General features: G+C 42.0%; 13 protein-coding genes and 1 pseudogene. 2 read left to right on the forward strand and 12 right to left on the reverse strand.

All coding sequences use genetic code 11. The annotated features are described in order from the left end of the window. Positions 1-332 precede the first annotated feature (332 nt). Together LC653_RS14605 and LC653_RS14610 are read right to left on the reverse strand one after the other, a co-directional pair. Positions 333-956, reverse strand: a pseudogene (locus LC653_RS14605) (NAD(P)/FAD-dependent oxidoreductase); the annotation flags it as partial. Between the two features lie 38 nt (positions 957-994). After that, on the reverse strand, positions 995-1,888 hold the full coding sequence (locus LC653_RS14610; protein ID WP_229495154.1) for an isopenicillin N synthase family dioxygenase: 894 nt from the start codon (positions 1,886-1,888) through the stop codon (positions 995-997). Positions 1,889-1,967: 79 nt separating this feature from the next. Between LC653_RS14610 and LC653_RS14615 the strand changes: the two genes are divergently transcribed. After that, positions 1,968-2,552 (forward strand): Npun_F5749 family FMN-dependent PPOX-type flavoprotein, encoded by a 585-nt coding sequence (locus LC653_RS14615; RefSeq protein ID WP_229495155.1) that lies wholly within the window; start codon positions 1,968-1,970, stop codon positions 2,550-2,552. A 48-nt stretch (positions 2,553-2,600) separates the two neighbouring features. Here LC653_RS14615 and LC653_RS14620 read toward each other — a convergent pair whose 3' ends face one another. The 10 genes from LC653_RS14620 to LC653_RS14665 form a co-directional block, all read right to left on the reverse strand. Continuing rightward, on the reverse strand, positions 2,601-3,689 hold the full coding sequence (locus tag LC653_RS14620; protein WP_229495156.1) for an RNA-guided endonuclease InsQ/TnpB family protein: 1,089 nt from the start codon (positions 3,687-3,689) through the stop codon (positions 2,601-2,603). After that, on the reverse strand, positions 3,634-3,756 hold the full coding sequence (locus LC653_RS46825) for a helix-turn-helix domain-containing protein (protein WP_229495157.1): 123 nt from the start codon (positions 3,754-3,756) through the stop codon (positions 3,634-3,636). The genes LC653_RS14620 and LC653_RS46825 overlap by 56 nt, the downstream gene beginning before the upstream one ends. A 275-nt stretch (positions 3,757-4,031) precedes the next feature. Further along, positions 4,032-4,796, reverse strand: a complete 765-nt coding sequence (gene cysE, locus LC653_RS14630; protein WP_229495158.1) for a serine O-acetyltransferase — start codon at positions 4,794-4,796, stop codon at positions 4,032-4,034. 151 nt (positions 4,797-4,947) lie between these two features. Continuing rightward, complete coding sequence (locus LC653_RS14635) at positions 4,948-5,439, reverse strand: hypothetical protein (protein WP_229495159.1); 492 nt, start codon at positions 5,437-5,439, stop codon at positions 4,948-4,950. Between the two features lie 164 nt (positions 5,440-5,603). After that, on the reverse strand, positions 5,604-6,083 hold the full coding sequence (locus LC653_RS14640) for a nucleotide exchange factor GrpE (RefSeq protein WP_229495160.1): 480 nt from the start codon (positions 6,081-6,083) through the stop codon (positions 5,604-5,606). Further along, positions 6,076-6,690, reverse strand: coding sequence for a J domain-containing protein (locus LC653_RS14645; protein ID WP_229495161.1), 615 nt, complete (start codon positions 6,688-6,690; stop codon positions 6,076-6,078). Before LC653_RS14645 ends, LC653_RS14640 begins: the two co-directional genes overlap by 8 nt. Positions 6,691-6,703: 13 nt before the next feature. Further along, positions 6,704-9,433 (reverse strand): peptidase M, neutral zinc metallopeptidase site, encoded by a 2,730-nt coding sequence (locus LC653_RS14650; RefSeq protein WP_229495162.1) that lies wholly within the window; start codon positions 9,431-9,433, stop codon positions 6,704-6,706. 263 nt (positions 9,434-9,696) lie between these two features. After that, a complete protein-coding gene (locus LC653_RS14655; RefSeq protein WP_229495163.1) occupies positions 9,697-10,131 on the reverse strand; it encodes a LysM peptidoglycan-binding domain-containing protein in 435 nt (144 codons plus the stop codon). After that, entirely contained in the window at positions 10,128-12,341 is a 2,214-nt protein-coding gene (locus LC653_RS14660; RefSeq protein WP_229495164.1) for an Hsp70 family protein, read from the reverse strand. Before LC653_RS14660 ends, LC653_RS14655 begins: the two co-directional genes overlap by 4 nt. Before the next feature lie 313 nt (positions 12,342-12,654). Continuing rightward, positions 12,655-14,316, reverse strand: coding sequence for a DUF3352 domain-containing protein (locus LC653_RS14665; protein WP_229495165.1), 1,662 nt, complete (start codon positions 14,314-14,316; stop codon positions 12,655-12,657). Positions 14,317-14,472: 156 nt separating this feature from the next. Here LC653_RS14665 and LC653_RS14670 point away from each other — a divergent pair, with 156 nt between their 5' ends. After that, positions 14,473-14,805, forward strand: a complete 333-nt coding sequence (locus tag LC653_RS14670) for a rhodanese-like domain-containing protein (protein ID WP_109007371.1) — start codon at positions 14,473-14,475, stop codon at positions 14,803-14,805. Positions 14,806-14,825 lie beyond the last annotated feature (20 nt).

Below are 14,825 nucleotides of genomic sequence, written 5' to 3' on the forward strand. Positions count from 1 at the left end.
GGCATCGCAGTACTGATCTACCACGGTGATCGTGGAGGTAGCCGTTCTTGAACCCAATTAAATACCCTTGCTAAGTTAAACTGTTAGTAATTAATTATACTCTCATGAGAGTAATAAAAGAGCGCTAAGGTGCGTAACTGCACATCCACAGGTGGGGTTTCAATAATTTCTGCGTGGGTAAAATAAAGCTTCACGGGCAATACGGTTCGGATAAGACTCGATCCCCCCAACCCCCCTTAAAAAGGGGGGCTCAAAATGGCTCTATTTCCCCCTTTTTAAGGGGGACTAAGGGGGATCTTTAAGGCCTATGCACCTTAACCGAACCGTATTGGCTTCACGGGAATACCAGCAGATTTTAGTAGTTGGCGGCTGAGTCCACCTGCACAAATGGCAACGTTAGCACTGTGGAAAGTTCCAGTAGTTGTTTTTACACCATCTTGCAATACTTGCAATACTTGGGTAATCTGCATTTCACCCCCAGCACGCAGAAAGGCTTGGATGTAGGCTTGTGCTGTTTTTTCTGGGTGGATATGACCGTGTTTGACAGTTAAAGCACCAGATATTGCCTCTCGATTTAGCAGTGGTTCCAACTCACAAGCTTCTTGGACACTCAATAAACGGGGTGGAATGGCAAAATGATTATATGATTCAGCCGTTGCTTCTGGGTCATTAGCGGCTGAAATAGTAAGTAATAAATCTAATTCCCGAAACTGGATATCAGCGTCTAACTCTTGAGATAGGATATTGTAACGTGCGATCGCTTCTTCGCACAATAGACAAGTTAGTGGTGTAGTACCCGACCAATAAGCAAGCCCACCATAACTATAACGAGTTGCATTCTGTGGTGTTTCATATTGCTCCAGCAAAAGAACAGAAAAGCCAGTTTTAGCAAGTTCGTATGCGAGTGCAGCACCCGCAATTCCACCGCCAACCACAATCCAGTCGTAGGTTTTCATATTTCATGAATTACGAATTACGAATTACGAATTACGAATTACGAATTACCATAAGTTGCTTGTAAACGACTTAAAAGATATTCTCCCGCCAGGATAGGCGGATAGATAGGCGATTGTTCTTTCTGGCAACTTTCCAGACAAGCTATTTCTGTATCATCATTAGGATGACAGAAAAAAGCCATAGAATAACGGGACTGCTTCACCTTATTATCATTAGGAATCATTACCCGATGCTTGGTTGAGCAAAACATATCATTTGTCCACCGTTGCATTAAATCGCCAGTATTAACTACCACAGTATCAGGAATTGCAGGCGCGACAATCCACTCTCCAGATGCTGTCTGTACTTCCAACCCGCCAACGTCATCTTGGAAAAGTAAAGTAATGCTGCCATAATCGGAATGCTCACCAGCACGCACCTGTCCGGGTTTGGGTGGTGTCTGCAATGGGGGATAGTGGAGCGATCGCAAGGTATGATTTTGTTGATTGTGTCTTGTGATAAAAAAATCTTCTGGCAATTCCAATGCCAAAGCATAAGCTTGTAACACTGTGTTAGCAAGTTCTGTGCAACTATCATAAAAGGCGAGAATAGAAGCATCTATTCTTATAGCCGCTTGTTTGTTTATATTAAACGCCTCTTTCAAGTCGCCTGGTTTGTTGGGGTCAAGGCGTTCTCTCTCAAGACCGACGTATCCTGTATTATTAAACTCATCACTCCAAGCTTGCTTTTGCTTAACTTCTAAGGGTAAATTGAAGAAAGATTTACTGTGAGCGAATACTTGCCTGATTAGGTCTTTTGATATTCCTGGATTCTGCAAATACATGAAGCCAATTTCATGGCAAGCTTGATAGATTTGTTTGATAATATTTTGCCGAGTTATTGTGTCGCCATTGGTAAACGCAGTTAAATCTATTATTGGAATTGTAACCATTTATTATATATATTTAGAAAATTTGTGTTTTTGTTTTGTTAACAGTAGTATACTCAATACTTAGGTACGTAACTTTATAATGACTCTTGCTCCTTGGCGAAGTGCGATCGCTAATGCACTCCATCGCAACCGCAGCCTTGTTTATGCCCGTTACCTCCAACTAGCAACGGTGCAGCCGAACGGTCGCCCCGCTAATCGTACCCTAGTCTTTCGTGGCTTTCTAGAAGATACAAACCAGCTAAAATTTATCACCGATACTCGTAGCGCTAAAGCCGACCAGATACAGCAACAACCTTGGGCAGAAGTTTGCTGGTACTTCCCCAATACACGCGAACAATTCCGAATCACTGGCTGTTTGACTCTGGTAGGTAATGATGATTCGCACCAGGATTTACAGCCAGCCCGCATTTCCATTTGGCAAGAACTGAGTGATGCTGCACGTTTACAGTTTGCTTGGCCCTATCCTGGTAAACCCAGAATCCAACAATTAGGAGCTTTTGAGCCACCAGCGCCCGATTGTGTTGAGCCAGTAGCTAATTTTTGTCTACTGCTACTCGATCCGATGCAAGTAGACCATTTAGAATTACGCGGCGAACCACAAAATCGATGGCTTTACTGCCGTAATGACCAGCAAGAGTGGTCTAGCGAAGCGATTAATCCGTGATTTATTGACATACTCACCGCCCCTTTAGGGTCGGTGATTCTTGACGGTTCACAGTAACTTGCTACTCGTTGTAGTCTGATGATCGCTCCCCGTCCGTTTAGAGTCGTGGCAATGCCCTATCCCGACTTTGTTTATATTTTTTGCGGCATTCTCGTCTCTGTCCTGTTCAGTGCCGCAATTCAGACACAACACTGAACGGACAGACAAATCGAGTTTGCCCCACCTAAAACCGCAATCTGAACAGATTTGGCTGGTTGGTTCCCATCTGTTGATAGCATGAAACGTTCTGCCTAACTTTTCAGACTTTGCCTCACATAGCACTCGAAATTCTCGCCAACCTTGCAAGCTAATCACTCTGGCAAGTTTACGATTTTTGACCATTCCTGATACATTCAAGTCTTCCAAGATGATGGTTTGATTTTCGTTCACCACTTTGGTAGACAGTTTGTGCAAGAAATCTTTTCGAGTATCTGTAATTTGGTTATGTAATTTTGCAATCTTGATTCTAGTTTTGTTTCTGCGCTTGGAACATGATTGTTGCCTTGACAATCTTCGTTGAAGCTTGCGAATCCTGCGGTCTTGTTTGGAGTAATCAGGACTTACCGCTTTCTCACCGTTGCTCATGACTGCAAATGTTTTGATTCCTAGATCAATACCGATACTTTGGTTTTCAGTATCGATATGGGCAGGCTCAATTTCTACAACAAAACTCAGAAAGTAACGGTTTGCACAATCCTTAATTACTGTGACGGAGCTAGGTGCAGACAGTAAAACTCTTGACCAAATTGGTTTGACATTACCAATCTTGGTAAGATAGACTTCTTCACCTTTAATAGAAAAACCGCCAATTCTAAACCGCGCTGATTGCCTTCGAGTCTTCTTTTTAAATTTAGGACTACCTACTTTTTTTCCTTTGCGTTTCCCTTTGAGGGAATCAAAAAAGTTTTTGTAGGCAACGCCTAAATCTGCAACAGACTGCTGCAATGGGATGTTCGAGACACCAGATAACCATTCTCGCTCAGAAGTCTTCTTTGCTTGAGTAATTACCAACTTCTGTAAGTCGTTATTACTTGGCAGTTTCTCAGACTGTTTGCAGATAGCGAGAGCATCGTTCCAAACTCGCGCGTACGCAACCAAACAACTGAGCTAAACTCTGTTGCTGTCGGTTTGTTGGGTAAAAACGATATTGATACCTGGCAATCACTTTCTATCTCACTTGAGTTAATGTATTTATGATAGCATGAATGGGTAGCTGTTGGGTAGACAAAATGGAGCGAGAAAGATTAAGTTTGCGACTTTCTAAGTCTAGGCTTGAAAAACTGAGAAGAATCGCCGAACAAAGGGAAAAAACTATGACCCAGCTTGTAGAGGATTGGATTGATAAGCTTAAAGAAGAAAAGCCGTCCTAGAACGACGGGGCTTGTATCTCATTTCTTTGGTCAAGAGTCAAAAGATTGACCCTTAACCCTTAACGTTTAACTAAATGCCAGCACCATCTAGAAATTGCTGGATAGTCTTATCTTTGAGGTTGCACCAGCGAGTATCGTGGGTTGGCTCATCCTCTTTGGTAGCTAAACAACCCACTAAAACAGGAGTTTTTTCTGAAGAATTGGTGCGCCCAAGAGTTTGTATTTGTTCTTCCAACGCCTCAATCCTGTCAACTAAAGCACGAATTACTTGGGCTTCTGAATCTGGTAAGTTATTGTGTTCAAGAGGTGCAACCCGAACTCCAGAACGATACATAATGCGCCCCGGCACACCTACCACAGTACAGTCTGAAGGCACATCCCTTAGAACAACAGACCCGGCGCCAATACGGACATTATTACCAATTTGGATATTGCCCAGTACCTTAGCTCCAGCCCCAACTACGACGTTTTCACCTACAGTTGGATGGCGCTTACCACATTCTTTACCAGTACCTCCAAGGGTGACACCTTGATAAATTAGGGCATAGTCTCCCACGATCGCAGTTTCACCAATTACTACACCCATCCCGTGGTCAATAAACACACTTTTTCCAATTACTGCACCAGGGTGGATTTCAATTCCAGTCAAAAACCGAGCCAAGTGAGAAATCAGGCGGGGAATAAAGGGAAGACCAACAGTATACAACCAGTGAGCCAGCCTATGGAATAGCAGGGCTTGCAAACCAGGGTAACAAAATAAAACTTCCAACCAGTTACGAGCAGCTGGGTCACGTTCAAATATGATACGAAAGTCAGCACGCAGTATAGATAGCACGAGATAGCACCCTCGGAAAGCACAACAAGCTACTCTCTCATATTATCCTCTCAGACGTTACACCTCAAAATTGGGAATGGGGAATGGGGAATGGGGAATGGGGAATGGGCATGGTTATTCTCCTTGTCCCCTTGTCCCCCTACTCCCCACTTCACTGCTGCTCCACTTTCAAAGTGTAATCTTGCTTAACCCCAGAATTAAATGTACCCACCCAAATCCGATAGGTGCCACTTTTCCAGTTGCGATCGCTAACGCTAGCATCTTTACTTTTACCAGTGTCATCGCCGCAACGAATCGTAGTTTGGTCTGGCCCTTGGATCAGTAAAGTGGTATCGTTGCCGTTGCTATCAATTTGTATTGTCATCTGGGGAAAGTCCTTTTCCAAAACCATAATATGATCTGGATTGGGATCGGCAAAACCGATACAGGCTTTTTGATCGCGATCGCGGTTACTTATAGCAGACAATGAGTAAGAACCACCTGTAAACCCCTGCACTGTTCCTTGTGCTGGATTAAAGTTTGTTGACAACGTGAAAGTCCCAAAATTCGCTGTCTCTGCTATTACAGGCGTAGCTGTGATGGCGGCAAGTAAAGCCAACAGCCAGCCGTTGCGAAACTGAAGTCGGGGGCGACAGTATTTCATAGTAGCCCTCCAACAGGCTGTTAGATTAGTAATGATATATACATATTCTAATTAAAAAATTCCAGTGAAATTTCAGTTGGTTGTGCCACATTAAAATGTGCCACAATCGAGTGTTTTTCAAGCAAGCAGATAATTGCTGGGCTGTTTCTTGATATAAACAGCAGCTACAATTCTCCAACTTCTAATTTGGATGTGATTACCTCTGTTGGACGCAAGGTTTTTTCTCCTAAAGAAAACCCTCGACGGACGATTTTAGTAATTGTTTGGTCTGGCATATCATTTCTGACTTCGCGATCAACAACACGGCATAAATTAAAATCTGGCTGTGTACTTTGCAGTTCTATAGGTAAAATTTGGCGCTTTTTTAGTACACTGAGAAACTTACGATTAACCGCTCCTACAGACTGGGGTAAACGCTGGAGAAATTCTGGGCTGGGGTCAGGATTCTGTTCTAGATAATCCAGCAAGGCTTCTAGTGCATCACCAATTTCTAGCATTTCTAAGAATAAATCTTCTGTATCTGCTGTGGTTTGGGTTTGCTGTTCTCGCAAAGACTGTTGTAGTAAAACATTTTCCTTTTGGAGGTTGCCAAATTTTTGTATGCTTAAGTCGCGCTTCTCTTTACTGAGAATAAAATTAAACATGATAAACCTCTTTTGATAACATCGGTAGAGTTTTAGTTGCCCAAGTTTGCACTTGCGGATGGGTATGGTTACTCAAAAGCTGACAAAGCGCGATCGCTCTTTCTAACTGTCCAACTATTTTATACACTTTAATTAGCCACATTTGGGCTTGAATGTAATCTTTACTATTCCGGTCTGTACAGCCTTGGCAGTAGTCTTCGAGATATTTTATCGCTTTGGGGTAACGCCCTTCTTTACAAGCTATAATGCCCTCGGTGAATAACTCTGATAGGCTCATCGGTAAAGGCGATCGCTCTAGGCGTTCTTCTTGGGCAGATTGAGCGATCGCTTGCTCTAATCCATCAAATTCTGGTAATAATACCAGTTTAGGTGCTGGCTGAAGCAAAGCCGATAAATCACTATATTTGAAGTGCTTAATAGTAGGCAGTATCGGACGCAAATAATCGGCTATGATGCGTTCTTCTGGTTTTAGTAAGCTTTTTTGAGCTTTAGCAATGATATCTACAGGATGTTTTTTGTGCTTCATTGCCACTGCTACAGCTTTTGCAATTTCAGCTTTGGATGCTGCTGGGGATACACCCAGAATTTCATAAGGATTATATTCCATTAGATACCTTTAATTAACGAATTTTCAGGCTGCGGTAAATTTCTTGAAAAGCAGGTTCGTCTGGACAAAGTTCATAAGCCCAGCGACCTAATTGCTGAATTAAATTAAAAGATAAATCGCGGTTTTGGATACCTTTAAGCAAGGTTTTAATAAAAAAGTCAGCGACATAGTAACGAATAGAGTCATGTTGTGAGTATTTGGCACGATGAACGGCTTCATCAAAGCTATCGCATTTCATCAGATTTTTAATATCCTTTAGTTCTTGGCTAAATTCGTAAACTTCTTGGACATTTGGATCGTCTGGACAGAGTTCATAAGCCCAATAGCCTAATTGATAAATATCTTCAAATCCTAAATCCCGATTTTGGAAACCCTTGGCTAATATTTCTATGCAAATGTCTGACACAATATTCCGTATACGTTGATGCTGGGATTCTTTGGCACGTTGGACAGCTTCTTCAAATTTACTATTTTTTAATAAATTATCAATTAATTCTACTTCTTGGTTAAATTCAATTCTCTGAATTAAGTCGATTACAATAGGATTTTGATTGTCAATTTGTTTAATTTTTTGTAGTTCTCTCAGCGCTATTGCTAATGAAATTTGTTCATTAGCAATTTGTTCACGTATTTGTTCCGCCTTATACTCAGCTAGATAACTTCTAGCATCTCGACTTTCTAAAAGGTCATACCAAAACTGGGCAAACTCTAAATGCTCTTGAAATTCTGATATTGCTTGACGTTGCAATCCACAAAGTTTGTCTATTTCTTGTTGCCAATCCTCACTAGCTTGAATTTCTGGCTTTGCTTGCTTCAGAGGAATAATTGCCTCTCGCCATTTTTGTTGCTGTAGCTGATAGGAACCTTCATGATAAGCGACAAATTTATCAGCAAATGCTGCGATATCAGACTTATCTGTAGTTGAAGGTTTAAGTTGAATTGCTCTTTGATAATCTCCTTCTAAACAAGCAGCCATAGCCAATCCCCAATTTGTATAAAGGGAATTTAATATTTTTTGGTTAGCATGTATCCTATTGTCGAAAATCCCTTGCCATTGAGGAAGGTAATGCTGATAACAACCAGGTGTTATAAATACATCTTTTATTTTCATTCCCCACTTTGACGGCTCACCCATGAGGTTTAGAGATACTACTTCTAATCGGTAGCGATCGCGCAAATTCAAATACTCATTAATATTTGTATCTTTTAAAGTATCTATTGCGGTTGCTATTCGACGTTTTAATTCTAAAGAGACTGAGGCAAATTCCACAGGTTTGTTTTCTAGCCAAGGCACATCTTTAAGGCTAGGGTCTTCAGTTATATTTGCCAAAGCTGTTGATAAGGAAAATATCAAATTCGCCAGCTTTATCGGGTAAGTTTGAGCAAGATAATAATTTGCTATTGCCAAATTATGTAATGTAGTAATATTAGGCTGTGAAATCCAGGCTTTTTCAACTTTATCGGCAATAATTATCCAGTCTTTACCTTTCCATAGTTCTGCTTCTAAACGTGGCTGAATATGTTCTTTGAGATTCTTCTCTACTAAGGGATCGGAACCAAATTTTCGGAGAAATTGTGTACTCTCTATTTTAGCGTTATCCCAATTTTCAGCCGCTACCAAATGCTCAATATTCTGTAGTCTTAGCAGGCGTTGATGTTGGGAAAGATTTTTGATAATCTCTCGTTGCTTGGCAATGTTAGCAGTAGATAACCCAAGCCATTCTTTATAAGCTACCTGTAAATCTTCTTGTTGGGCGTAGGCAAATCCCCGCAAGTAAGCAGCTTGTTCTCCAGGTATAGCTTCTAGGTGATTTAGTGCGGTTGCCCATGCCTGAGTTTTAATTGCCACAAGTGCTAACCGGATTTGGCAGGATGTAGAGTTGGGCAAGAGCAATTTAGCATTTTTATAGAGAGATGCAGCCGCTTTAAAATCACCCGCTTTTTCTGCTGCTAGCCCTTGGCGAAACTGTTCTCTTCCTTTTAGTGTTTTTTGTAGCTTTTGTAGTAAATCAAGTCCGTCAGAGCGAGAAAAGTTAGTCAGGGCATTTTTTAAGAGTGCGATCGCTCCCTGTAATCTTCCTTCACTTTCAGCTTGTTGCACCTTTTGAAAAGCAGCTTCATAAATTTCTTCTTGTTGAACTTGAGCAAAACTTGCAGCGATCGCCTGTTGTAGAGACTCCGTAGAATAAAGCTTTTCAGCCTCTCGGTAAACTGCGATCGCATTTTTATAAAACAGATTTTCTGCCTGAGACTGTGCCTGTGTCATTAAACTTAAGAACTGCTGTCGCCGTTGCAATTCTTTTTGGCACTGCTTGATTACCCGCGATATGCGATCATCATGGAGAATTTTGGTACAGCGCTGATAAATGGCAATCGCACTTGCAAGTGCTTGCGTTTCTAGAGGATCGCCCGTATCTTGCTTGAGAAAGGTTTTGGCATTAGCAGCTAGTTTATCTACTTCTGCCACTTGATAGCGCCACTGCTTTAGTTGCTGAGTAAGATTGTCTAACAGCTTACCCAGCAGCAATTGACAAATCAAACGCTCCCAAAAACCTGGTTTCCTAGACCAGACAGCGAGAGCTTTTTCTGCAATAATTACTGCTTCTGGCAGGTGTTTGTTTTGGGCTAATTGTCCTGCTTTTTCGCTGGCTTCTTTAGTTTGTGGTGCTTGCTTCCAGGCATCAACAATACCCACTCCCAGCAAACTTTTACTTAAAGCGTTCAAGCTATCAAGGATGCTCATCAAGTACCCTCCTTGCAGTTGGGGATTTTTAACAAGTTCCGTGGGTTTAAGTCCCCCGGTTCAAAAATCACGCAAGTTTTGTGTTGGGGTTAAATCCCCATTACAAAACAAAATTTACGAATTACGAATTACGAATTACGAATTATTTAACACCTTCCCTACATCTATATAATTAGGACTTACGCAAAAACCCTCTCAAACTCTCATTCCTCCGTGACCTCTGCGCCCTCTGTGGTTCGTTTTCCGTTACCCGTGCGTAAGTCCTAATAATGTTCTCGTCCTTTAAGTTGGGGATTGGCTTTAAGGATTACTTGCCAAGAGGTTCCCTCACCACAAAATTGTTGAGCGATCGCGCTGAGGCGATCTCCCGATTTGACAGTATAGGTAATTGGTTTTGGGGGTTCCTTAGCTGTCACAGGGGCATGATTAACTGGATTAGGAGAAGAGACAGTTAATGTGTGTAACTGTGGTTGCAGGAATATAAAACTGCCCATTACACCCAACCCAATCCCGATAATCAGCAGGAGTAAAGCAACTCCTAGTTGCCATTTGACGATTTTCACTTGTCGCAGAGGGTTTTCCACCTGCGGTAATTCTTTGAGCATCCGAATTACAGAAAGATCGGTATCACAGTTAGGACAAATGTCACCTTCAATTTCTTGGTAATCACACACAGGACAGTTCAGCTTCATCTTCATCGCGTTAATCCTGTGACAATGCTGTTGCTGGGTAACTCATGATTTAGCCAACGCTGGATATCTGGTTGCAATTCACTCCACAAGCGATTGGCTTCCTGTGCATCATCACTTTTCATAGCGGCAAGCATCCGAGAAAGTTTGTCAGACATGGCATTTGCTTGAGTCGGTGCAACCGTGTAGGCTTGACGGATTGCTAAAAAACAAGCTTGAATGAGCTTGACTTCATCAGGTAGATTGTCAAGTTCTCGTTTTGCATCTTCACTCTTAGACTCCATCTTGGAGAGGTTATTGGTTTTGATGGCATCTTGCAATTCTTGACTCAGTTTTTGCAATCGTTCCTGCTGTGGTTGGGGAATTATCGAGCCGCAAAGTTTAACTACGCGATCGCATTGATTAACAACAGACTCTGCTTCTAAGCGTTCCTTAGACATGGATACCTGGAATTTTTTCAAGTTTGCACTAGCGTCATCGCGTAAATAGCCGCGTTCCTCTCCGGTATTGGGATCGATGATTTTGTTGGTTGACTCCACGACCGGTAACGCTAACTTCAGCGCTTCTTCCACACCGAGAGGAGTTAGGTTTTGGTTATTGAGTTCTGCGATCGTTTCTTCTAATTCTTTATATATTTTCTCGTCTGACCGTCCCCGCGAAAAGGTGCAACTCACCCTCTCTGAAGGGTCATTTTTCAATGTAGCAGTGATCCCTAGACCATTATTTTTTTCATCTAATTCTAAGCTAACTAAAACTTCTGTCCCGCGTGGATAGGATTGATTTAAACCCAACCAAATATCTCCAATACTTTCATTTACGTCCACCCCATCCATATCTTCCCTTACTTGATCGGGGCTGAAAAACTTAAAGTGAATCAACCGTTGTCCATCAGCAGCAGTTTTAAAAGTGTGGGATGTCTTCACTGGTAAAATATCACCCCGCTTAATTACTTGTTCTCTGCCATCCACCAGCTTGATAAAATAATCACGGGATACTGTTGTGACTTTCTCTGTTAGTCCAGCCGCGACAATTGCTGCACCCTCCGCCACCGCATACATCGGACGGGGATGTACTACTACTTTATCTGCTCCAAAAGCTTCTCTGACATTGCGTTGGACTACAGGAATTTGGCAAGAACCGCCAACCAATAACACTACATCTACCATCTCTAAATGATATTCAGCATCTTGTAGTGCTTGGCGGCAAATCTGAATCGAACGCTCTACCAAATCAGAAATTATTTCCTCAAATTGCTCGCGAGTGATTTCTACTTCAAAGGGAATGGCAATACCCAATTCATCTATTAATTGAGTCGCAGGAGCAATGCAAGATACTGTAGCAGTGCTTAGTTCAACTTTGGCGCGTTCTACTGCTAACTTCAAGTCAGCATTAAATCGCACTCGTTGATAATGGGGCATTTTGGCAATCAAGCCATCAATATCAGCAATTCTTTCTTGCTGGGCAAATTGCTGTTTAACAAATTTGATAATGCGAGAGTCAATGTCATCTCCTCCCAACCATAAATCTCCAGCTTTTCCCAATTCAATAAATGAAGTTCCTGCTGCTTGAATCACCGAAGCATCAAAAGTACCACCACCAAAATCAAAAACTAAAATTGTTTTAAAATCTTCCCCAGTTGGAGAAAAGCCGTAAGATATGGCGGCGGCTGTAGGTTCCGGGAGCAATTCTAAAGGAGTGATTCCAGCTTTAAGTGCAGCTGTGCGGGTAGCATGGCGTTGTTTATCGTTGAAGTAAGCGGGAATGGTAATAACTGCTTGATCTATGACTTCGCCTGTTTTACCAATTCCTTGGCGATAAGTTTGGGCATTTTGCACAACTTTTTTGAGAATTTCAGCAGAAATATCCTCTGGCTGGTATTCCTTACCTCCTAGCCACACAGCAATACCGTTGTCTGTTCCCTGACTCGGTTCAGCAATTTTGTAACCAAATTCCGACTTTTGTTTCTGTACGGCTGGATCGCCAAAACCTCTTCCTATTAGGCGCTTGATGGAAACAACCACGTTTTCAGGATTAGCCCTGAGTTGGTTGTAAGCTTGATCTCCTACCAAAAATTTATTTTGCTCACAAGCAACAAGCGATCGCGTCAGTTTCCTGTCTGGGGGCGTGTTATCGTTAGCTGTCACCACTTCCACTTCTGCTAACTTAAAAGCGGCGACAGAATTAGTCGTCCCTAAATCAATGCCAATTGCTTTGCCCATTACCGATCGCTACCTGGGTATTGTGTAAATTATTTCTGATGTATTTGAGACTCACTGCCATATCGAACCTAAATTTATAGGCCAGCAGCCAGTACCTATCCAAAGATTACAAATACAAATAGCAAATGCTACAGAAAATCTACGTAAATATGATGGGATAAGAAAATGCAGAAGGTAAAAGAATGTTTAACCTTCTGCACTTTGACTCTCTTAGGACTTACGCAAAATATCTCTCAAACTCTCATTTCTCTGTGTCCTCTGCGCCTCTGTGGTTCGTTATTCCGTAACTCGTAAGTCCTATCTCCATGAAAACTCACGAATTATTGAGTTTGAAGAAAACGCCACCTTTGAGCGATCGCGTGTCAGTTCCATAACTACTAACTGTGAGCGATCGCAGATTATTAAAAAACGGTTTCCCTAAAACTTCCACTAGCTTGAGAATCGGTACTTGACGCTCTAACAAATTCTGGCTTTTTGTCCAGTCAAGATATACATAGCCTTGATTTGGTAGGGGAATCGCAGCAATACTATCTTTGAAATTCGGATTGTCAATTAAGGAATTATCCTTGGTTGTGAGGATTTCATCCATCGTTTCTAAGTCAGAGGTGAAAATTTCGTAATTTCCTAAAGTTGTATGCAATCCTCGCACTTTTGTTTCAATACTGAAGGATGTTTCCTCTTTAACATCACTTTTTTTTGTAGCCGTAGTTAACTCTGTCCAAGCAGAGATTTTTTGCTCGTCTATAGTCAGGGGATTAATGCTGAGTCCATTTGATAAAGCGATCGCATCTAATCGAGCAACGCCTTTTTCGACACTCTCAGATTTTTCCACCGCAAAAATCCAATGAGGGATTGTTTGCTCTTTCGCAGGTAACAATGCTATGGCATATTCTCCTTGTACCCAGCTAAAAATATCCTCTGGTAAGTTTATACCCCAGCGTTTTTGAACATCCGCCAAAGGTTTTGCTAACCGAGAAACCACATCTTCCCCAGAACCATATATAGTAGCTGTGGCTTGTCTCCAGAGTTTAGCTAAATCACTGTTACCCAAATTACTTAAATTTGAGCCAGAAATTGCCAAACCTGCCGACGCTGGAACATACTGCAATGCTCCTACAGGTTTAGATAGTGGTGAAGATGGGGAAACAATTTCCGATGAAGTTAAAAAGCTGGTTTCTGCTAGCAAACCTTTGGGGTTCAACGCCAGGGAAATAATTTCGCTGTTATATGTTTGTTCTGGCAATTCTAAACCTTGCCATTTTGCCACGATGGGAAGATTCAAGAAAGCTACAGCTAAACCCCCTTTAGGAAATTGTTTTATCGCTTTTTGGTATTCAAGGGAGCTAGTCAAATTCAGATCGGGCGCTTGGACATTATTGATGGCATCTCGCAACACTTTCGGATCGTTGGCAAACAACACAAAGCCTTCACCAACAACAGCACCTGCAAGCAAGTCCTGCTCTGGTTGAGAATTGTCAGAAATCAGCTTCACGCCTTTGTATTGTTCAACAGCTAAGTTTGCCCCACTTAACGCCCTTTTAGAAAACAACAACTCGACAAACTCGCGGCTTTTCTCCGGTTGCTTGGTTGCTAGTGCCAACAGATACCCTGGCTGCTGTCCGTTTTCTAGATCGCGATCAATATCTAAGGTGGTGATAGCTAAGGTAATTTCGTCCCCTAACCACGGTTGAACCTCTTGTTTGTAATCTATGCCACTTTTGGCGAATAAACTGGTTTTGAGTTTAGATAGTTCTCCTTCACCCTCCAACGCCTGCAACCGATCAGGATTCGTCAGCAATGAAACCATTACAGGGGAAAGTTTCGACACGAATATGGCTGCACTCGGCTGTCTGGTAGAAGCAATGAGGTTAGCCGGATTTTTGGCGAAAAACCAGTAAAAACTAGCGATCGCAATTACTAGCAGTGCGATCGCACCAGCTACGATAAAACCAATAAATGAGCGTTGCCTATTCACATTAAACCTTTAAAAAGACGGTTTACAGCCATTTAAGCAGAAAGCCTACCAGGATTTATCAGCCTTCTTGAGAATGGATACTCATGCAAAGGCAGAGATTTTCTGTCACCATAAATAGGATTAGGACTGTTTATAGGGAATTCTTTTAGTTAACCCATGAACCAGATTAGTGTACAAGAACTGGCACAACGTCTTTCTTCTGGTGATGCAAGTATTCAGCTAGTAGATGTACGCGAACCACAAGAATTGGAGATTGCTAGCATTGAGGGCTTTGTCAATCTACCCTTAAGTCAATTTGCCGAATGGGGAGATCAAGTTCCTAACCTCTTCAATCCCCAAGCTGAAACCCTTGTACTATGCCACCACGGCATCCGCTCTGCCCAGATGTGCCAGTGGTTAATTGCTCAAGGTTTTACAAATGTGCAAAATATTTCGGGTGGTATTGATGCTTATTCCGTCTTAGTAGACCATTCAATTCCCCAGTACTAGCTTGTGTCTAGGTGCATTAC

This window comes from Nostoc mirabile CHAB5784 (genome assembly GCF_020829645.1).
Taxonomy (GTDB): Bacteria; Cyanobacteriota; Cyanobacteriia; order Cyanobacteriales; family Nostocaceae; genus Nostoc; species Nostoc mirabile.

Bases quoted from the DNA above. Each gene is read 5' to 3' on its own strand.
- LC653_RS14635 (WP_229495159.1), bottom strand. From the start codon at position 5,439: ATGAAATACTGTCGCCCCCGACTTCAGTTTCGCAACGGCTGGCTGTTG.
- LC653_RS14640 (WP_229495160.1), bottom strand. From the start codon at position 6,083: ATGTTTAATTTTATTCTCAGTAAAGAGAAGCGCGACTTAAGCATACAA.
- LC653_RS14645 (WP_229495161.1), bottom strand. From the start codon at position 6,690: ATGGAATATAATCCTTATGAAATTCTGGGTGTATCCCCAGCAGCATCC.
- LC653_RS14655 (WP_229495163.1), bottom strand. From the start codon at position 10,131: ATGAAGATGAAGCTGAACTGTCCTGTGTGTGATTACCAAGAAATTGAA.
- LC653_RS14670 (WP_109007371.1), top strand. From the start codon at position 14,473: ATGAACCAGATTAGTGTACAAGAACTGGCACAACGTCTTTCTTCTGGT.
- LC653_RS14660 (WP_229495164.1), bottom strand. From the start codon at position 12,341: ATGGGCAAAGCAATTGGCATTGATTTAGGGACGACTAATTCTGTCGCC.
- LC653_RS14610 (WP_229495154.1), bottom strand. From the start codon at position 1,888: ATGGTTACAATTCCAATAATAGATTTAACTGCGTTTACCAATGGCGAC.
- LC653_RS14615 (WP_229495155.1), top strand. From the start codon at position 1,968: ATGACTCTTGCTCCTTGGCGAAGTGCGATCGCTAATGCACTCCATCGC.
- LC653_RS14650 (WP_229495162.1), bottom strand. From the start codon at position 9,433: ATGAGCATCCTTGATAGCTTGAACGCTTTAAGTAAAAGTTTGCTGGGA.